Origin of the sequence: Microbacterium sp. T32 (assembly GCF_001619615.1) — a bacterium.
Taxonomy (GTDB): Bacteria; Actinomycetota; Actinomycetes; order Actinomycetales; family Microbacteriaceae; genus Microbacterium.
The window spans coordinates 68,877-86,367 of record NZ_LQQP01000012.1 but is presented as its reverse complement, the minus strand read 5'-3'; the positions used below and the strand labels follow the sequence as shown (position 1 = coordinate 86,367).

Sequence of the window (17,491 nt, the reverse complement as noted above, 5' to 3'; positions counted from 1 at the left end):
CCGGGCACTCGAGCCCCCGGTCACGCGACCGGGGGCTCACGATCGCTACCCCCGCGGCGCATCCAGGGCGGTCGCGGCCCCTCCGCGCATCGCGAGAGCGGCGACCAGCGTCACCCCGAGCAGCACCGTCAGGTACACGACGAAGCCGACGCCGCCCTCGCCCGCCGTGGCGTGATAGATCAGCGGAGCGGTACCCCCGAAGAGCGAGTTGGCCACCGCGTACCCGAAACCGACCCCGAGCGCGCGAATGTGGGCGGGGAACACCTCCGCCTTGGCGATGCCGTTCACCGACAGGTAGCAGGTGAGAACCGCGAAGGCGAGAACCAGGATGCCGAGAACCGCCAGGGGCGAGGCCACTCGAGCGGCCGCGGTCACCAGCAGACCCGTCCCCAGCACCCCCACGATTCCGAAGGCCACCAGGAGCGGCTTCCGCCCGATCCGGTCGCTCAGCGCTCCGCCGAGCGGCTGCAGGAGCATGAGCACGACGAAAGCCGCGAAGACCACTCCCGTAACCGCGAGTTCCGCCGGCGCGCTGCCCGCGCCGAAAGCGGTCTCACGGAAGAGCGAGGGAACCGTCACCGTCGCGGTGTAGAACGCCGCGCTCCCTCCGGCCGTGAGGAGCATCACCCACACGAGCGGGCGCCAGTGCGAGCGGAACAGCTCCGACATGGTCGAGGGCGCGGGCGAGTCCGCCCCGCGCGCGGTGGATCCCGTGTGCCGAAGTCCGCGTGCCCCCCACAGGGATGCCAAGCCCGCGGCGCCGCCGACCGCGAAGGCGACCCGCCAGCCCCATTCCGACACGGAGGCGCGATCACCGACGAGCAGGAGCACCAAGAGCGAGCCCTGCGCGAGCACCAGTCCCCCGACGATGGTCGCCCCTTGGAAGGATGCGAAGAATCCGCGGTGGCCGCGGGTGCCGGACTCCGACAGCAGCACGGTGGCGGCCGCGTACTCTCCCCCGGCGGCGATCCCCTGCACGATGCTCACGACGACGAGGATCACAGCCGCCCAGGCCCCGACGACCCGCTCGGTCGGCGCGATTGCGAGGGCGAGCGATCCAGCCGACATGAGGGCGACCGCCGCGACGAGGGCTGCCATCCGGCCTCGCGTGTCGGCGAATCTGCCGAACAGCCACGAGCCCACCGGCCTCACGACGAACGTCACCGCGAACAGCGCGTAGACGTAGATGAGGGAGTCGCGCGACTCGGCGTCGAAGAACTCGGTACGGAAGTACGGCGCGAAGATCGCGTAGACGTACAGGTTGAACCATTGGACGAGGTTCGGCACCGATCCGGCCAGGATGGCCCGGGCGCGACCGCGCCGGGCAGGATGCGGGTCGGGTGCGACCGCGGGCGTGGAGGGCACGCGCTGACTTTAGCGAAGCGGTGCCTCATGTCCTCCCGCAGGGCGTCGAGCCGACGGCATCCGTCAGACGACGTCGCCGCGAAGCCCGTCAATCGGACGCTCGTCCCACGTCTCGAACGGGTCGTCGCCGACCTCCGCCATCAGCGCCGGCCGCGCGGCCGCCGCGGCCTCCTCCGACGTCCACAGGGCGATCCCGACCAGGCGACCGCTGCCGTCGTCGACGACACCCGTCCATTCGAGGCTGGCCTGTTCGCGGGCGACCCGGCTGTAGCGCTGCATGGAGTCGATCACAGCCGCCCGGTGCTCGGGCTTCGGGTAGTGCACGGAGACGACGGCGTAAGTCATGCCCGATGGTGGCACCGACAGAGTGCTCGGCGCCAGAGGCCCATCGCCGGGCGCGGTGGTACGCCTCGAGCACCGGAGGGACGAGGACACCCGAAGTCAAGGCCACCGGCCGTCCGCATTGCCTCCGCAGCGCTTGCCATGAGGAGGCTTCCGACGCGCTTATCCCTCACAGCATCCGCGACTAGTACACCCCCGACACCAGCGATGCCTACCTCGTCGCCGCCGACGTCTATCGTTCGTCTCGACCAGCCAACATGACCGACTGTCTCACCGCTTCTCTGAGCGATGACACGAACAGCATGCCGGGCATATCCATGCGGCGTGTCGGGGTCCCACTCGCCGAAGTCCCTCAGTTACTCGGTATCGAAGAGCTGGCGCAACCCCGAGAAGTCATGGGCGGTCAACTCATCATGCGCGACGATATTGATCGCAATGTCCGGCACGTGCTAAGCCGCCTGCAAGGGGGTGATCGCTGCGATCTGTTCTCCTGCGGCGTCTTCCGCACGGTCGAGCTCGTAGTGGCTCTGCAGGTTGATCCAAAACTCGGCTGACGTGCCGAAGTACTTCGCCAGCCGCAGCGCGGTGTCCGCGGTGATCCCCCGCTTGCCGTGGACGATCTCGTTGATCCGCCGCGGCGGGACGCCGATGGACACGGCGAGCCTGTTCTGAGTGATGCCGAATCCCTCGATGAAGTCCTCCATGAGGACCTCGCCCGGGTGAATTGGCTCGATCTTGTCAGTGATAGTCAACGATCTCCACCTCCTCTGGTCCAGCGTCGGTCCACACGAAGCAGATCCGCCACTGGTCGTTGATTCTGATGCTGTACTGACCGGCGCGGTCACCCTTCAGTGCTTCAAGCCGGTTGCCGGGCGGAACGCGAAGATCCTCGAGGGCCTCCGCCGAGCCCACCTGGCGGAGCTTGCGAAGTGCGACTCGATGGATCCTCGGATCGATCGCCGGCACGCGCTCACGACGCCACAATCGTTCGGTGTCCCTGCTGCCGAACGACCTGATCACGGAGCCAGGATATAACGGCATCCGTTATTAACGCTACTCGTCAAGCCGGAACTTCACCGAGTAGCCCTCTTGAACGAGCGGCCCTTGCCCTCGAGACGCGCCTTGCCCTTCGCGCACGCCTCGGCGACCGAGCCCAGCCCGCCGAGGTAGGCAGAAATGAACAGGGTCCCAGGTATCAACAGCGGGGAGCCGCGCCGCCACATATGGCTCGGCCATCGGGATGTCAGTTGTTGAAGCGGAACTCCACCACGTCGCCGTCCTGCATGACGTAGTCCTTGCCCTCGAGCCGCGCCTTGCCTTTCGCGCGGGCCTCTGCGACCGAGCCGAGCTCGACGAGGTCGGCGAACGAGATGACCTCGGCCTTGATGAAGCCCTTCTCGAAGTCGGTGTGGATGACGCCGGCCGCCTGCGGCGCCTTGGCGCCCTTCGGGATCGTCCACGCGCGCGCCTCCTTCGGGCCCGCCGTGAGGTAGGTCTGCAGCCCGAGGGTGTCGAAGCCGACGCGGGCGAGCTGGTCGAGTCCCGACTCGTCCTGACCCGTGGATGCCAGCAGCTCGGCGGCATCCTCCGGGTCGAGGTCGATCAGCTCGGACTCGATCTTGGCATCCAGGAAGACGGCCTTCGCGGGCGCGACGAGCGCGGCGAGCTCGTCCTTGCGGGCCTGGTCGGTGAGGACGGACTCGTCGACGTTGAAGACGAAGATGAACGGCTTCGCGGTGAGGAGTCCCAGCTCGCGGATCGGGGAGAGGTCGAGACCGGATGCCGAGAGCAGCTGCCCGCGCTGGAGCGCATCCTGCGCGGCCTTGGCGGCTTCGAGCACCGAGGGGTCGAGCTTCTTGCCCTTGATCTCCTTTTCGTAGCGCGGGATCGCCTTCTCGAGCGTCTGGAGGTCGGCGAGCTGCAGCTCCGCGTTGATCGTCTCCATGTCGCTCGCGGGGTTGACCTGCCCATCGACGTGGACCACGTCGTCGTCGGCGAAGCCGCGCACGACCTGGGCGATGGCATCCGCTTCCCGGATGTTCGCAAGGAACTGGTTGCCGAGGCCCTCGCCTTCGCTCGCACCGCGAACGATGCCGGCGATGTCGACGAACGACACGACCGCGGGGACGAGCCGCTCGCTGCCGAAGACGTCGGCGAGCTGCTGGAGGCGCGCATCGGGAAGGTTCACGACCCCGACGTTCGGCTCGATCGTCGCGAACGGGTAGTTCGCCGCGAGCACGTCGTTCTTGGTCAGGGCGTTGAAGAGGGTCGACTTTCCGACGTTGGGAAGGCCGACGATTCCGATGGTAAGAGCCACGGGAGTCCAGGTTACCCGGCCCGCGCCGCCCCCACGGCGTCAGGGACGCCGCGCGCGGAACGCGTGGGTGACGTACGGCAGGTCGACCGCTCCCCCGTCGGCGAGTTCGGCAATGGATGCCACGACCCCGTCGACGGCGGCATCGATGCGGGCGCGGTCCTCGGGGCTCGCCGTGATGACGTCGCTCCGCGAGAACACGAGGTCGCGCAACTGCGGGAGCGTGATGGAGCGGCTCCACGTCCAGGAGCGATGTTCGAGGTCGCCGAGCGGGTCCGCGACACGGGGACCGGTGGTGGCCAGCAGCACTTCGGCGTTCGATCCGCCCATCGCCGCGGTCAACCGCCGCACCCACTCGACGCGGTCGTCGCGGATGTTCCAGATCAGGCCGAGCACTCCCCCGCTGCGCAGCACCCGCCCGATCTCGCGGGAACCCGTGTCCGGGTCGACCCAGTGCCACGCCTGCCCCATGACCACCGCGTCGAGAGCCGAGTCCGGGAGCGGAAGGTCCTCCGCGGTACCGGCGAACGTCGGGACGCCGCGAACGTTCTCGCGCAGCGACGCCAGCATCGCGGCATCCGGGTCGATCGCCACGACGTCGGCGCCGAGCTCGACGACGGCGCGCGTCAGCTTGCCCGTCCCCGCGCCCACATCGGCGACGCGGAGAGCGCGGCCCGGCTCGCGGACCGGCGCGAGCAGCCAGGCGACCGCCTCGGTGGGGTACCCGGGCCGCCCCGACTCGTAGGCCGCGGCCGCCTGTCCGAACGACGTCGACTTCTCTCGTTCCGTCATGCTCCGAGCCTATGCCGGGGCGTCCCTGGCCCGACCGTCGCGCGATGTGCGTGCTCGCCACGCCGACTCCGGATGCCACGACACGGCCTGGCACGGACGACGTCCGCCGGACGGCCCGCGGCGAAACGCGGCGCGCCTCCCCTGCCGCGCGGCGGTCGCGACGCAGGGTGGAGGCGTGGCTCTGGATTTCACCGCGATCGACTTCGAAACGGCGAATTCCAGCGGTGCGTCCGCGTGCGCGGTGGGTCTCGCCCGGGTGCGCGACGGGCGGGTGGTCGCGACCGCCGCGTGGCTCATCAAGCCGCCGGCGGGCCACGACACCTTCGCCCCGATCAACGTCGGTATCCATGGCATCCGCCCGATCGACGTCCGGAACGCGCCGGACTGGAGTACGCAGCTCGCCCGCCTGACCGCGTTCGCCGGAGCCGACGTCCTCGTCGCGCACAACGCCGGGTTCGACATGTCGGTGCTGCGGCGCGCGTGCGCCGTGACGGGCGACGAGTGCCCGCCGTACCGCTATCTCTGCAGCGTGCAGATGTCGCGCAAGACGTACACGCTCGACTCCTATCGTCTCCCGCTCGTGGCGGCCGAGGCCGGCTGCTCGCCCTTCGCGCACCACGACGCGCTCGCCGACGCCGTGGCGTGCGCCGAGATCACGATCGACTGCGCCCGCCGCGCCGGCGCCGATGACGTCCACGCGCTCGCGGCGCACCTCGGCGTCCGCGTGTCGCAGATCGCCGCCGCACCCCGGATCGAGCGCGCCGTCGCCTGATCCCGCCACGCATCCGGGCGTTGCTCCCGCCACGCGTCGGGGCGTTGCTCCCGCCGCGCTTCCGGGCGATGTCGGAACCCTCCGGCACACTGAGCACATGGATGCCATCGCCCTGATCCTCGCGATCCTCGCCCTCGCCGTGGGGGCCGCCGCCGGCTGGTTCCTCGGCACCGCCCGAGCGACCTCGCGGGCAGCCGCCGAGCGCGTCGACCTGGCCGCGCGGGTCGCCGCCGCCGATGCCGCGCGTGCCGGAGTGCAGGCACAGCTCGAGCATCAGAGCGCCCTGTATCGCGACCTCGTGGGGCAGACCCGCGCGGATCAGGCCGCGCGCGAAGAACGTGAGCGCCGGGAGCAGACGGTGCTCCGAGCCCTCGACCCCGTGCGCGAGACCCTCGACGCGATGCAGCGCAAGGTCGACGGCCTGGAGCGCGAGCGCGTCGAGCAGTACTCCGCGCTCGGCGAGCAGTTGCGGCTCTCGCGCGAGGCCGACGAGGCGCTCCGTGCGACGACCGAGGCCCTGGCCTCCGCGATGCGTTCGGGCAGCACCCGGGGTGTATGGGGCGAGACACAGTTGCGCCGTGTGGTGGAGGCCGCGGGACTCACGCGGTACGTCGACTTCGACCTGCAATCCTCGATCACCTCCGACGCTGGCGCGGGTCGACCCGACATGGTCGTGCGGCTGCCCGGCGGGAAGGCTTTGGCGGTGGATGCCAAGGTCCCCCTCGACGCGTACCTCCAGGCCAGCGCGATCCCGGTGACCGCCGCGGGCGAGGAGGGCGCCCGCCGCTCCGCCCTGATGACCAAGCACACGAAGGCCGTCCGCGCCCACGTCGACGCGCTCGCGCGCAAGACGTACTGGGCGGGCCTGACGAGCAGCCCCGAGTTCGTGATCTGCTTCCTCCCGAGCGAGTCACTCCTGTCGGCGGCCCTCGACGACGACCCGACGCTCCTCGAGTACGCCTTCACCCGACGAGTGGCGCTCGCCTCTCCGGTGAACCTCTGGGCCGTCCTGAAGACCGTGGCGTTCACGTGGACGCAGCAGGATGTGTCCGACGAAGCCCGCACGCTGTTCGCGCTCGGAACCGAACTGTACGACCGCATCGGGGTGCTCGCCGGGCACGCGGGCGACCTGCGGCGCGCGCTGGAGCGAACGGTCGACAGTTACAACAAGTTCGCCGGGTCGCTCGAGTCACGCGTGCTCGTCACGGCGCGAAAGTTCCCGGGGGTCGACGAGACGAAGCTCGACGCGGTGACCGCCCCGGCCGCGCTCGAAGCGGCGCCCCGACGATGGACGGCCCCGGAGCTGCTCGACGAGTCCGGCACGCAGGATCCACCCGCGATCGGGATCGCGCAGGCCGATTTGGGTGGCATCCGCGCCCGGGCGGGTCTGCCTCAGGACGAGTGAGGGGTGGCGCTCAAGAACCGCCGGGAACCCAGCTGAGCAGGCTCACCACGGCGGCGGAGACACCCACGAAGGCACCGATCATCCACCACGCGCTGATCTCGTGGCCCTCGTCGAGGCGCTTGCGGAGCAGGACGTCGGGACGCCGCGCGGGGTCGACTGCGCTGGCGATCACCGCCTGGGCACCCGTCTGAGGTGCGGTGGAGTTCGTCGGAGCTGCCATGAAACGATCCCCCTTCGGGTCTCGGAAGAACATAGCGTCGCCGTTGACACTGCAGATGATTCTGCCAGAGGCGGCCTGAAGCGGGAGTCACGCTTGCGCAACGACACGCCCGGCTGTATCTGCGAGTACGGTGACACGCGGCGCGTCGCGCACGGGCGCGCGGTGCCCCTCGAGTCAGCGCGTCAGAGCCACTTCGACGTCAGATGCTCCGACGAGATGCGTCGGAGCGTTCCGGACGCTCCGCGCAGTACGACGCTCTCGGTGTAGATGAAGTCGCCGTCGCGGCGGACGCCCTGCACGAGCTGACCGTCCGTCACGCCGGTGGCGACGAAGATCGTGTTCTTGCCCTTCACGAGGTCGTCCGCTTCGTAGACCTCGCCGTCGACCTTCAGGCCGGCGTCGCGGCCCTTCTCCTTCTCCGCGTCGTCGCGCGGCGCGAGCACACCCTGGATGTGGCCGCCCAGCGCCTTGATGGCGCACGCGGTGACGATTCCCTCGGGGCTGCCGCCGATCCCGACGCACATGTCGGTGCGGGCGTTGTGGCGGGCGGCGTTGATTCCACCGGCGACGTCGCCGTCGCTCATGAGACGCGTGCCGGCACCGGCCTCGCGGATGTCGGCGATGAGCTGCTCGTGACGGGGCCGGTTCAGCACCGACACCACGATCTCGTCCACGGGCTTGCCGAGCGCCTTGGCCAGCAGGCGGATGTTCTCGCCGATGGGGAGGCGGATGTCGACGACGCCGACACCGGCCGGACCGGTGACGAGCTTGTCCATGTAGAACACGCTCGAGGCATCCAACATCGATCCGTGGTCGGAGACCGCGATGACCGAGAGCGCGTTCTGCCGCCCGGCCGCCGTCAGCGAGGTGCCGTCGATGGGGTCGACCGCCACGTCGCACTGAGGGCCCTTGCCGTTGCCGACCCGCTCGCCGTTGTAGAGCATCGGGGCGTTGTCCTTCTCGCCCTCGCCGATCACGATCGTGCCGTCGAAGTTGACGGTGCTGAAGAAGGCGCGCATCGCGTCGACGGCGGCACCGTCGGCGGCTTCCTTGGCGCCACGACCGATGAACGGAACGGCGCGGATCGCGGCGGCTTCGGTCGCCCTCACCAGCTCGAGAGCCAGGTTCCGATCGGGATGCAGGGGACTCATGTCGGACGTCAGGCTCACCATGTTGCCCACTGTAATCAGCGACCCGGCGACAATCCCGGGATTTGGCGCGCTCTGGATCGAAGGAATCGCATTTCTTAACGGAACAAGAGAACGCCCCCGTTCCTTGCGGCGGCGACCCGTGATGATCGTGCGCCTTCGCTAGAGTGACGGTGTCCCAGTCACGACCAAGGAGCACCTCCATGCCCGTCGCCACCCCTGAGCAGTACGCCGACATGCTCGACCGCGCCAAGGCCGGTAGCTTCGCCTACCCCGCGATCAACGTCTCGAGCTCGCAGACCATCAACGCCGTGCTCCAGGGCCTGACCGAGGCCGGCTCGGACGGCATCCTCCAGGTCACCACCGGTGGCGCCGATTACTTCGCCGGTCACACCGTCAAGGCCCGCGCGACCGGCGCGCTCGCGTTCGCGAAGTACGTGACCGAGGTCGCGAAGAACTACCCCATCACGGTCGCGCTCCACACCGACCACTGCCCGAAGGACGCGCTCCCCGGGTTCGTGCTCCCCCTCCTCGAGGCATCCGAGGAAGAGGTCAAGGCCGGCCGCAACCCGATCTTCCAGTCGCACATGTGGGACGGGTCCGCCGTGCCGCTCGACGAGAACATCGACATCGCCGCGGAGCTTCTCCCCCGCCTCAAGAACATCAACGCCATCCTCGAGATCGAGGTCGGCGTGGTCGGCGGCGAAGAGGACGGCGTCGCGCACGAGGGCTCCAACGAGGCCCTGTACACCACGGTCGCCGACGTCACGAAGGCCGTCGAGCGTCTCGGCCTCGGCGAGAACGGCCGCTACATCTCGGCCCTCACCTTCGGCAACGTGCACGGCGTGTACAAGCCCGGCGGCGTGAAGCTGCGCCCCGAGCTGCTCGGCGAGATCCAGGAGGGTATCGCCGCGAAGTTCGGCACCGGCCCCAAGCCGCTCGACCTCGTCTTCCACGGCGGCAGCGGCTCGACCGACGCCGAGATCGCGCTGGCCGTCTCGAACGGCGTCGTGAAGATGAACATCGACACGGACACGCAGTACGCCTTCACCCGTTCGATCGCGGGCTACATGTTCTCCAACTACGACGGCGTCCTGAAGGTCGACGGCGAGGTCGGCAACAAGAAGCAGTACGACCCGCGCGCGTGGGGCAAGGTCGCCGAGTCGGCGATGGCAGTCCGCGTCGTCGAGGCGACGAAGCAGCTCGGCTCCTTCGGCAAGTCGCAGGGCTGATCCCCGCCACGAACGCCCCGGCTCCGGCCGGGGCGTTCGTGCGTTTCCGGACTGGTCGCTGACTTCGGGGAAATGCGCGCCGACCGCGCGATCTGGCGTACATGCGCCCGAAGTCGGCGTGGGCCTCAGCTGCGGTACATCTCCAGCACCGTGGGGGCGCCGGGCGGCGACGACACCACCTCGACGGAATCCCCGGCGCGCACCTCGCCGGCGCGGAGCACCCGCAGGTAGGCGCCGAGCCGGCCTTCGTCCGAGAACCGCTTCACCCAGCCGCGCGACGCCGCGCCACCGACCCAGCGCGCGAACGTCGCGCAGGGGGTCCGCGGCATGGTCACCTCGAGCCGGACGGTCTCGCCGATCCGCCACACTTCGCCGATCCGCGCGGCATTGACGTCGATGCCGTCCACCCGCAGGTTCTCGCCGAACCACCCGGGGGCGAGCTCGCGCCCGAGTTCGCGCGACCAGAAATCCGCGTCGTCCTGCGCGTAGGCGTAGACGGCCTTGTCGGGGCCGCCGTGATGCTTGCGGCTCGCCTGCACGTCCGCCCGCACGCCCAGCGGACCGATCCGCACCGCGCCGTCGAGCGCGCGCTTGTCGATGGCGGTGACCCCGACGGATCCGGAGTCCGGGCGCAGGGCGTGGACGGCGCAGACGGCGAGGAGGCTCGGCATCCGTCGATGCTACGGGCTGCCGAAGTCGCGGCGCATCACGACGCGGTCGCCGTCGGCGGTGCGGATCTCGATGGAGTCGATCCGGGATGCCGACACGTCGGTGCCCGCGCTCAGCTCGGTCGTCGATCCGGGGCCGGCGCGCCACGTCGAGAGCATCGTCGTCGCCCCGGAGTCGTCGGTGACGGCGAGGGCGTACGGCCAGCCGCCGGGTGGGGCGTCCAACACCTCACCGGTGTAGCTGCACACGAGATCGATGCGCGTGCCCCACTCGACGGGGGTGAGCTTCACGGATGCCTCGAGCGGCGCGCCCGCGACATCGTCGAGGGCGTAGACGGTGCCCGTGGCGTCGGTCGGGGTGCTGGTCAGCGCCACGACACTCGGAACCGCGATCACGACCAGAGCCGCGGCGACCGCACCCACCCACAGCGCGACCGTCCGGCGTCGGCGACGCCGCGCCGTGCGGACCACCCGTCCGCGGAGGGCGGGGTCGGGCGCACGGGGGGCCGCGCGCAGGGCCGGATCCCCGCCGTCGACCGCGCGGGCCCGCTCGGGCGAGAGCCGTGACAGGAGCCCGGCGGTGGGGGCGAGTTCTGCGACCGCAGCGCGGCACAGGACGCACTCGTCGAGGTGCCGCTCGTACTCGCCGCGATCCGCGGCCGACAGCGCGCCCAGCACGTACGCACCGTCCCATGTGGCGAAACGCTCGTGTTCGGAGGTCATCGCGTCACGCCCCTCTCCTGCAGCGCGAGGCGCAGCGCGCGCACGGCGTAGTGCAACCGCGACTTCACGGTTCCGGCGGGGATGCCGAGCTCCTCTGCCGCCTGCGCGACGCTGCGACCGCCGTAGTAGGCCGAGACGATGACCGCCCGATGGTCGGGAGTGAGGGTCGCGAGCGCCTCCTCGACGAGCAGCGCGTCGAACATGGCATCCGTGTCGTCTCCGCCTGCCGTCTCGGGAAGCTCATCGACGGGCTGCTCATGGCGACGACGCGCGCTGCGGGCGTCGTCGATGACGATGTTGCGGGCGACGGTGAACATCCACGAGCGCAGGCGCGAGGGATCGTCCGCCATGACGCGCGGCGTGCGCCAGGCGCGCAGCAGCGTCTCCTGCACGACGTCGTCCGCACCGGCGTGGTCGCCCGTGAGACTGACCACGTAGCGCCAGACGGGTGCCGCGTGCGCGTCGTACAACGCGGTCAGCTGCGCGTGATCGTCTCGCATCGCCGGCTCCCTCCTGTCGTCCTCAGGAGAACACGGGATGCCGGGCCCAGAGGTTCATTTCAGGAAAAGCTGCGAGAGCCCGGAGACGTAGGCGGGATCGGCGCCGAAAGCCATGGAGATGCACACGGCCGCCGGGATCGCCGTGACGATGGCTCCGGCGACGGGCACCCAGAAGGCGATACGTCCGCGGCGCAGGCGCCGCCACGTGAGCCAGGCCGTGACCAGATACCCGACACCGAGGACGATGGCTGCGGCCGCGCCCCAGACGTGCCCGGCGGACAACGCCGTGTACGTGGCGTCGACACCGAGGGATCGGGCGTAACCATCCGCGAACTCGGGAAAGTCGAGCAACAGGATGATCCCGCCGACCACATTGAGCAATCCGTAGACCAGCAGGCCGACCGTCACGACGCGGTCGGCGAGCGCGCCCCGCGTTTGGGCAGCCGGGTGAACGGGATCGGCCGAGGGCTCGGGGGCCGGTGCCACTCCCGCCTCGAGCGACTCGGTCACCTCAGGACGCTGAATCCGCGCACGCTGCTCCTCCGGAGTCGCGTATTCGCCGTACTGCGGCCGCGGTCGTTCGTCGCCGTCGGTCACGCGCGGCCCCGGCCGCCCAGGGCACGCTGGTCGCGCTTGCCCGAGGCATCCTGACGCAGCTCCTTGGGCAGAGAGAACATGAGGTCCTCCTCAGCCGTGCGTACTTCCTCGACATCGCGGTAGCCCGCACCCGCGAGCTCCTGCAGCACCTCGGTGACGAGCACCTCCGGTACGGAGGCGCCGCTCGTGACACCCACGGTCTCGACGCCCTCGAGCCATTCCTGACGCACCTCGTCGACGTAGTCGACGCGGTACGCGGCCTTGGCCCCGTGCTCGAGCGCGACCTCGACGAGCCGGACGCTGTTCGAGGAGTTGGCCGAGCCCACGACGATCACGAGGTCGGCGTCGCGTGCGACCTTCTTGATCGCGACCTGGCGGTTCTGCGTGGCGTAGCAGATGTCGTCGGACGGCGGATCCTGCAGCTCGGGGAAGCGCAGCCGCAGACGACGGACGGTCTCCATCGTCTCGTCGACGGAGAGCGTGGTCTGCGAGAGCCACACGACCTTCGACGGGTCGCGCACCTCCACGGTGTCGGCGTGCTCCGGCGAGTTCACGACCGTGACGTGCTCGGGAGCCTCGCCCGCGGTGCCCTCGACCTCTTCGTGTCCCTCGTGACCGATGAGAAGGATCTCGAAGTCGTCACGGGCGAAGCGAACGGCCTCGCGGTGCACCTTCGTCACGAGCGGGCAGGTCGCGTCGATCGCCTGCAGGTGCCGATCGGATGCCGCCGACACCACGGCCGGCGAGACTCCATGGGCGCTGAACACGACGTGCGAGCCCTCGGGCACCTCGTCGACCTCGTCGACGAAGATCGCGCCCTTCTTCTCGAGCTCGGTGACCACGTGGACGTTGTGCACGATCTGCTTGCGCACGTACACCGGCGCGCCGTAGCGCTCGAGTGCCTTCTCGACGGCGATGACCGCGCGGTCCACACCCGCGCAGTAGCCGCGGGGCGCCGCCAACAGCACCTTCTTCTGTCCGTGGACGGGGATATCCTGGAGCCGCCCGCGTCGACCCGGGATCCGGGGAACGGGCAGGTGGACGGCAGGTGTGCTCACTCCTCGATTCTACCGGGGCGCCCCTGGACGACGGCCGAACCGCCCATCACCGACCCCCTGAGAGAGCATGACCTCCTTCCGACCCGAAGCCGTCGAGGGCCAGGCGCCCCCGGCCGACTCCGTCCACCCGCGCGACTCGAAGAACGAGGCGCCCACGTCGGTGTCGCGCCTGAACGACACCATCCGCGGGTTCATCGAGCGGTGGGGCTCGGTGTGGGTCGAGGGCGAGATCACGTCCTTCAACCGCCGCGGGGGCAACGTCTTCGGACGTCTCAAGGACCTCGGCAGCGAGTCGACCGTCGCCTTCCGCATCTGGTCGAGCACGCTCGCTCGCCTTCCGAAGGACTTCGAGGTCGGCGACCACGTCGTGGCGTGCGTCAAGGCCGACTACTTCCCGCGCACCGGCGACTTCTCGTTCGCCGTCTCGGCGATGCGGCACGTCGGCCTCGGCGAGCAGCTCGAGCGCCTCGAGCGGCTGCGCGCGCAGTTGCGCTCCGAGGGGCTCTTCGACCCCGCGCGCAAGAAGAAGCTGCCCTTCCTCCCCCACTGCATCGGTCTGATCACGGGCGAGAACTCGGATGCCGAGAAGGACGTCCACCGCAACGCCGAACTGCGCTGGCCGCAGGTGCGCTTCCGCACGCGTTACGCCGCCGTGCAGGGCGACCGGTGCGTCCCCGAGACCCTCGCCGCACTGAGGGCGCTGGATGCCGACCCCGAGGTCGACGTCATCGTGATCGCGCGCGGCGGCGGGGATCCGCAGACCTTGCTCGGGTTCAGCGAGGAGCGACTGGTGCGCGCGGTGGCCGCGGCATCCACTCCGGTCGTGAGCGCGATCGGACACGAGAACGACCGTCCTCTCCTCGACGACGTCGCCGACGTTCGCGCCTCGACGCCGACGGATGCCGCCAAGCGCGTCGTCCCGGACGTGAGCGAGCAGCGCGCCCTCGTCGCGCAGCTGCGGGCCCGCCTCACGAACCGACTCACCCAGCGCGTGCTGCACGACATCGCGCAGCTCGAACAGCTGCGCTCCCGGCCGGTGCTGCGCACGCCGCACGCGATGCTCACCGCCCGGGCGCAGGACGTCTGGATGCTCGCGACCCGCGGACGCGACGTCGTCGACCGCCGCCTGCAGAGCGAGGAACGGCGCACGCGCGAGCTGCGCGCATCCCTCCGGGCGCTCTCGCCCGAGGCGACGTTGGCGCGCGGCTACGCCATCGCGCAGGTCGAGGGCGGCGGAATCGTGCGGGACGCGACGCAGGCCCCGGCCGGAACCCGCGTGGTCGTCACCGTCGCCGAGGGTGCCTTCGGCTCCTCCTCCACAGGCCCGGTCGTCGAGGCGGACTCCCCCGGCGACGGCGGTCCGTCCAGCGGGCGAGCCTAAGATGGATGCCATGACCGCGACGCCTTCCGGCCCCTCCGCCGACGTGGCATCCCTGTCGTTCGAGCAGGCGCGCGACGAGCTGGTCCGCGTGGTCGCCGAACTCGAACAGGGCGCTCCGACGCTGGAGGAGTCCCTCGCGCTGTGGGAACGCGGCGAACAGCTGTCGGCCCGCTGCGAGGAGTGGCTGCTGGGCGCGAAGCGTCGGCTGGATGCCGCCCGCGGCGAGGGCGAGGAGTCCTGATGGCCCGCGTCGTCGCCGAGCTCGGCCGCCCCGAGACGCCGGAGGAGACCGCCGCCCGCAAGGCCGAATCCTCGCGCCGATACCGCTCGAGCAAGACCTTCCGCAACCTCATCGCGGCGCTGCTCGTCACCGTCGGTGTGGTGCTGGTCGTCATCGCGGCCGTGCCCCGCGGCGAACCCGCCCCGCGTCCGCAGCCCGACGTCGCGGCACTGGCCGCCGACCTGTCGAAGGACATCGGCCGCCCCGCCCTGTCGCCGTCGCTCCCCGACGGCTGGCGCGTCAATCAGGCCACCACCGAGGGCCAGGGCGGCACCGAGGCGTGGACGATGGTGTACGTCCGCTCCGGCGAGTCCGGCTTCGTGCGCGTCGCGCAGGGACTCGACACGGGCGAGGAATGGGTCGCGCAGATCCTCGGCGGGGCGCGGAGCACCGAGACCGTCGCGATCGACGGCATCGACTGGAACGTCTACCGCCCGAGCGACCCCGAACGCGCGGGCAACGTCACCTACGCCCTGTCGACCCCGGCCGGCCCCGATCAGGTGCTGATCTACGGAGACGCCAGCCCCGAAACGACCGCGATCGCCGCGGCATCCGTCACCGCCCAGGTTCGAGAACTGAGAGAGACCCCGTGAGCGATGCCCTGACCCCCCAGGCCGTGTGGACCCAGATGCTCGAGGGGAACCGGCGCTTCGTCTCGGGCGATCCGGCGCACCCCCGACAGGACGTCGAACGTCGCGCCGAGCTGGCGAACTCGCAGCACCCCACCGCGGCGCTGTTCGGCTGCTCGGACTCGCGCCTGGCCGCCGAGATCATCTTCGACCAGGGCCTCGGCGACCTCTTCGTCGTCCGCAACGCCGGCCAGGTCATCTCCGACTCCGTGATCGGCAGCCTCGAGTACGCCGTCGGCGTCCTCGGCGTGCCCCTGATCGTCGTGCTCGCCCACGACGCGTGCGGCGCGGTCGGCGCCGCGATCGACAGCACCGCCGTCGACGCCCCGAACCTGCCCCCGTACATCTGGCGCCAGATCGCGCCGATCGTCCCCGCCGTGCGCCGCGTGATCCGCGAGGAGGCCGCCGCCGGCCGCCCGACCGATCACGTGGATGCCGAGCTCGTGGGCCGCGAACACCTGCGCCACACCGTCGCCGACCTCCTCCGTGCTTCCGAGCTCATCGCCGAAGCCGTGGCCGAGGGCCGGGTGGCGGTCGTGGGAGCCAACTACCGACTTGCCGACGGGGAAGCCGTCCCCGTCGTGAGCGTGGGCGACGTCGACGACGCCCACGCGGCCTGAGACCGCACGACAAACGATCTGGAGGAACGACGACGTGACCGACATCGAGTACCGCATCGAACACGACACCATGGGTGAGGTGCGGGTGCCCAAGGACGCCCTCTACGCCGCGCAGACACAGCGCGCGGTGGAGAACTTCCCGATCTCGGGTTCGGGGCTGGAGTCGACGCAGATCGCCGCGCTCGCCCGCATCAAGAAGGCCGCCGCCCTCGCGAACAAGGAGCTCGGCACCCTCGACCCGCGCATCGCCGACGCGATCGCCCAGGCGGCGGACGAGGTCATCACCGGCGCCTACGACGCGCACTTCCCGGTCGACACCTACCAGACCGGCAGCGGCACCTCGTCGAACATGAACATGAACGAGGTCCTCGCGACCCTCGCGACCCGGATCCTCGGCGACACGGTCCACCCGAACGACCACGTGAACGCTTCGCAGTCGTCGAACGACGTCTTCCCGACCTCGGTCCACATCGCCGTGACCCAGGCCCTCATCGACGACCTCATCCCGGCGCTCGACCACCTCGCGGTGGCGCTCGAGGCGAAGGCCGAGGCGTGGAAGGGCATCGTCAAGTCGGGCCGCACCCACCTGATGGATGCCACGCCCGTCACGCTCGGCCAGGAGTTCGGCGGTTACGCGCGCCAGATGCGTCTCGGCATCGAGCGCGTCCGCGCGACCCTCCCCCGCGTCGGCGAGGTGCCGCTCGGTGGCACGGCCGTCGGCACCGGCATCAACACCCCTCTGGGCTTCCCGCAGAAGGTCATCGAGCTGCTCGCAGCCGAGACCGAGCTGCCCATCACCGAGGCCAAGGACCACTTCGAGGCGCAGGCCAACCGCGACGGGCTCGTCGAGGCCTCCGGCGCGCTGCGCACGATCGCGGTGTCGCTGACGAAGATCAACAACGACATCCGCTGGATGGGCTCGGGCCCCAACACGGGCCTCGGCGAGATCCACATCCCCGACCTGCAGCCGGGCTCCTCGATCATGCCGGGCAAGGTCAACCCCGTCGTCCCCGAGGCGACCCTCATGGTGTGCGCGCGGGTCATCGGCAACGACGCCACCGTCGCGTGGGCCGGTGCGTCCGGATCGTTCGAGCTCAACGTGGCGATCCCCGTCATGGGCACCGCGCTGCTGGAGTCGATCCGCCTCCTCTCGAACGCCATGCGGGTGCTGGCCGACAAGACCATCGACGGCCTCGAGGCCAACGTCGCCCGCGCCGGGGCCTTCGCGGGCATGTCGCCCTCTATCGTCACGCCGCTGAACAAGGTCATCGGCTACGAGGCCGCGGCGAAGATCGCGAAGCACTCCGTCGCCAAGGGCATCACGGTCCGTGAGGCCGTCCTCGACCTCGGTTACGTCGAGCGCGGCGAGATCACCGAAGAGGTGCTCGACGCCAAGCTCGACCTCCTGTCGATGACCCACCCGGGCTGATCCCGCGCAACGACAC

General features: G+C 70.3%; 22 protein-coding genes. 8 read left to right on the top strand and 14 right to left on the bottom strand.

Annotated features, from left to right (window positions below; all coding sequences use genetic code 11):
- Nucleotides 1–45 precede the first annotated feature (45 nt).
- The 7 genes from AVW09_RS06475 to AVW09_RS06450 form a co-directional block, all read right to left on the bottom strand.
- Nucleotides 46–1,365 (bottom strand): MFS transporter, encoded by a 1,320-nt coding sequence (locus AVW09_RS06475; RefSeq protein ID WP_063257281.1) that lies wholly within the window; start codon nt 1,363–1,365, stop codon nt 46–48.
- A gap of 63 nt (nt 1,366–1,428) precedes the next feature.
- Complete coding sequence (locus tag AVW09_RS06470; protein ID WP_063257280.1) at nt 1,429–1,710, bottom strand: hypothetical protein; 282 nt, start codon at nt 1,708–1,710, stop codon at nt 1,429–1,431.
- Nucleotides 1,707–2,063, bottom strand: coding sequence for a GNAT family N-acetyltransferase (locus AVW09_RS18435; protein WP_082822853.1), 357 nt, complete (start codon nt 2,061–2,063; stop codon nt 1,707–1,709). The genes AVW09_RS06470 and AVW09_RS18435 overlap by 4 nt, the downstream gene beginning before the upstream one ends.
- Before the next feature lie 93 nt (nt 2,064–2,156).
- Nucleotides 2,157–2,459, bottom strand: a complete 303-nt coding sequence (locus AVW09_RS06465) for a HigA family addiction module antitoxin (protein WP_063257279.1) — start codon at nt 2,457–2,459, stop codon at nt 2,157–2,159.
- Entirely contained in the window at nt 2,446–2,727 is a 282-nt protein-coding gene (locus AVW09_RS06460; RefSeq protein ID WP_063257278.1) for a type II toxin-antitoxin system RelE/ParE family toxin, read from the bottom strand. The genes AVW09_RS06465 and AVW09_RS06460 overlap by 14 nt, the downstream gene beginning before the upstream one ends.
- Before the next feature lie 223 nt (nt 2,728–2,950).
- The gene (ychF, locus tag AVW09_RS06455) at nt 2,951–4,024 is read right to left on the bottom strand and encodes a redox-regulated ATPase YchF (RefSeq protein ID WP_063257277.1); all 1,074 of its coding nucleotides are present in this window, start codon (nt 4,022–4,024) and stop codon (nt 2,951–2,953) included.
- 39 nt (nt 4,025–4,063) lie between these two features.
- Complete coding sequence (locus AVW09_RS06450; RefSeq protein ID WP_063257276.1) at nt 4,064–4,813, bottom strand: class I SAM-dependent methyltransferase; 750 nt, start codon at nt 4,811–4,813, stop codon at nt 4,064–4,066.
- Between the two features lie 175 nt (nt 4,814–4,988).
- On the opposite strand from AVW09_RS06450, the gene AVW09_RS06445 reads away from it, so the two are divergent.
- Together AVW09_RS06445 and AVW09_RS06440 are read left to right on the top strand one after the other, a co-directional pair.
- The gene (locus AVW09_RS06445; RefSeq protein ID WP_022879575.1) at nt 4,989–5,585 is read left to right on the top strand and encodes a 3'-5' exonuclease; all 597 of its coding nucleotides are present in this window, start codon (nt 4,989–4,991) and stop codon (nt 5,583–5,585) included.
- 97 nt (nt 5,586–5,682) lie between these two features.
- Complete coding sequence (locus AVW09_RS06440) at nt 5,683–6,990, top strand: DNA recombination protein RmuC (RefSeq protein WP_063257275.1); 1,308 nt, start codon at nt 5,683–5,685, stop codon at nt 6,988–6,990.
- Between the two features lie 10 nt (nt 6,991–7,000).
- Here AVW09_RS06440 and AVW09_RS06435 read toward each other — a convergent pair whose 3' ends face one another.
- Together AVW09_RS06435 and glpX are read right to left on the bottom strand one after the other, a co-directional pair.
- A complete protein-coding gene (locus AVW09_RS06435) occupies nt 7,001–7,210 on the bottom strand; it encodes a UDP-N-acetylmuramyl pentapeptide phosphotransferase (protein ID WP_082822883.1) in 210 nt (69 codons plus the stop codon).
- Nucleotides 7,211–7,392: 182 nt separating this feature from the next.
- Nucleotides 7,393–8,382, bottom strand: a complete 990-nt coding sequence (gene glpX, locus AVW09_RS06430; RefSeq protein WP_063257273.1) for a class II fructose-bisphosphatase — start codon at nt 8,380–8,382, stop codon at nt 7,393–7,395.
- A 179-nt stretch (nt 8,383–8,561) separates the two neighbouring features.
- On the opposite strand from glpX, the gene fbaA reads away from it, so the two are divergent.
- The gene (gene fbaA, locus AVW09_RS06425; protein ID WP_022879579.1) at nt 8,562–9,590 is read left to right on the top strand and encodes a class II fructose-bisphosphate aldolase; all 1,029 of its coding nucleotides are present in this window, start codon (nt 8,562–8,564) and stop codon (nt 9,588–9,590) included.
- Nucleotides 9,591–9,715: 125 nt separating this feature from the next.
- Here the strand turns inward: fbaA and AVW09_RS06420 are convergent, their stop codons facing one another.
- From AVW09_RS06420 to AVW09_RS06400, 5 genes are read right to left on the bottom strand one after another with little or no spacing between them, the layout of a single operon-like run.
- A complete protein-coding gene (locus tag AVW09_RS06420) occupies nt 9,716–10,261 on the bottom strand; it encodes an MOSC domain-containing protein (RefSeq protein ID WP_063257272.1) in 546 nt (181 codons plus the stop codon).
- A gap of 9 nt (nt 10,262–10,270) precedes the next feature.
- Nucleotides 10,271–10,981: an anti-sigma factor family protein gene (locus tag AVW09_RS06415; protein ID WP_063257270.1), complete on the bottom strand. Its 711-nt coding sequence runs from the start codon at nt 10,979–10,981 to the stop codon at nt 10,271–10,273.
- Nucleotides 10,978–11,481: a sigma-70 family RNA polymerase sigma factor gene (locus tag AVW09_RS06410; RefSeq protein ID WP_063257268.1), complete on the bottom strand. Its 504-nt coding sequence runs from the start codon at nt 11,479–11,481 to the stop codon at nt 10,978–10,980. Before AVW09_RS06410 ends, AVW09_RS06415 begins: the two co-directional genes overlap by 4 nt.
- A 54-nt stretch (nt 11,482–11,535) precedes the next feature.
- A complete protein-coding gene (locus tag AVW09_RS06405) occupies nt 11,536–12,078 on the bottom strand; it encodes a DUF6264 family protein (protein ID WP_197462576.1) in 543 nt (180 codons plus the stop codon).
- Nucleotides 12,075–13,115, bottom strand: a complete 1,041-nt coding sequence (locus AVW09_RS06400) for a 4-hydroxy-3-methylbut-2-enyl diphosphate reductase (protein WP_082822882.1) — start codon at nt 13,113–13,115, stop codon at nt 12,075–12,077. The genes AVW09_RS06405 and AVW09_RS06400 overlap by 4 nt, the downstream gene beginning before the upstream one ends.
- An 88-nt stretch (nt 13,116–13,203) precedes the next feature.
- Here AVW09_RS06400 and xseA point away from each other — a divergent pair, with 88 nt between their 5' ends.
- Genes xseA through AVW09_RS06375 form a run of 5 tightly spaced genes read left to right on the top strand, consistent with a single transcriptional unit; the run spans nt 13,204 to nt 17,475 of the window.
- Nucleotides 13,204–14,517, top strand: coding sequence for an exodeoxyribonuclease VII large subunit (xseA, locus tag AVW09_RS06395; RefSeq protein WP_063257264.1), 1,314 nt, complete (start codon nt 13,204–13,206; stop codon nt 14,515–14,517).
- Between the two features lies 1 nt (nt 14,518).
- Nucleotides 14,519–14,758, top strand: coding sequence for an exodeoxyribonuclease VII small subunit (locus tag AVW09_RS06390; RefSeq protein WP_036328293.1), 240 nt, complete (start codon nt 14,519–14,521; stop codon nt 14,756–14,758).
- The gene (locus AVW09_RS06385; RefSeq protein WP_063257262.1) at nt 14,758–15,390 is read left to right on the top strand and encodes a DUF4245 family protein; all 633 of its coding nucleotides are present in this window, start codon (nt 14,758–14,760) and stop codon (nt 15,388–15,390) included. Before AVW09_RS06390 ends, AVW09_RS06385 begins: the two co-directional genes overlap by 1 nt.
- Before the next feature lie 35 nt (nt 15,391–15,425).
- The gene (locus tag AVW09_RS06380; protein ID WP_148286501.1) at nt 15,426–16,046 is read left to right on the top strand and encodes a carbonic anhydrase; all 621 of its coding nucleotides are present in this window, start codon (nt 15,426–15,428) and stop codon (nt 16,044–16,046) included.
- Nucleotides 16,047–16,080: 34 nt separating this feature from the next.
- Nucleotides 16,081–17,475 carry a class II fumarate hydratase gene (locus tag AVW09_RS06375; RefSeq protein ID WP_063257260.1) on the top strand — a complete coding sequence of 465 codons (1,395 nt, stop codon included), beginning with the start codon at nt 16,081–16,083 and terminating at the stop codon, nt 17,473–17,475.
- Nucleotides 17,476–17,491 lie beyond the last annotated feature (16 nt).

Coding starts and splice junctions, on each gene's coding strand:
- AVW09_RS06470 (WP_063257280.1), bottom strand. CDS start 1,710: ATGACTTACGCCGTCGTCTCCGTGCACTACCCGAAGCCCGAGCACCGG.
- AVW09_RS06450 (WP_063257276.1), bottom strand. CDS start 4,813: ATGACGGAACGAGAGAAGTCGACGTCGTTCGGACAGGCGGCCGCGGCC.
- AVW09_RS06440 (WP_063257275.1), top strand. CDS start 5,683: ATGGATGCCATCGCCCTGATCCTCGCGATCCTCGCCCTCGCCGTGGGG.
- AVW09_RS06435 (WP_082822883.1), bottom strand. CDS start 7,210: ATGGCAGCTCCGACGAACTCCACCGCACCTCAGACGGGTGCCCAGGCG.
- glpX (WP_063257273.1), bottom strand. CDS start 8,382: ATGGTGAGCCTGACGTCCGACATGAGTCCCCTGCATCCCGATCGGAAC.
- fbaA (WP_022879579.1), top strand. CDS start 8,562: ATGCCCGTCGCCACCCCTGAGCAGTACGCCGACATGCTCGACCGCGCC.
- AVW09_RS06420 (WP_063257272.1), bottom strand. CDS start 10,261: ATGCCGAGCCTCCTCGCCGTCTGCGCCGTCCACGCCCTGCGCCCGGAC.
- AVW09_RS06415 (WP_063257270.1), bottom strand. CDS start 10,981: ATGACCTCCGAACACGAGCGTTTCGCCACATGGGACGGTGCGTACGTG.
- AVW09_RS06410 (WP_063257268.1), bottom strand. CDS start 11,481: ATGCGAGACGATCACGCGCAGCTGACCGCGTTGTACGACGCGCACGCG.
- xseA (WP_063257264.1), top strand. CDS start 13,204: ATGACCTCCTTCCGACCCGAAGCCGTCGAGGGCCAGGCGCCCCCGGCC.
- AVW09_RS06390 (WP_036328293.1), top strand. CDS start 14,519: ATGGATGCCATGACCGCGACGCCTTCCGGCCCCTCCGCCGACGTGGCA.
- AVW09_RS06385 (WP_063257262.1), top strand. CDS start 14,758: ATGGCCCGCGTCGTCGCCGAGCTCGGCCGCCCCGAGACGCCGGAGGAG.
- AVW09_RS06380 (WP_148286501.1), top strand. CDS start 15,426: ATGCTCGAGGGGAACCGGCGCTTCGTCTCGGGCGATCCGGCGCACCCC.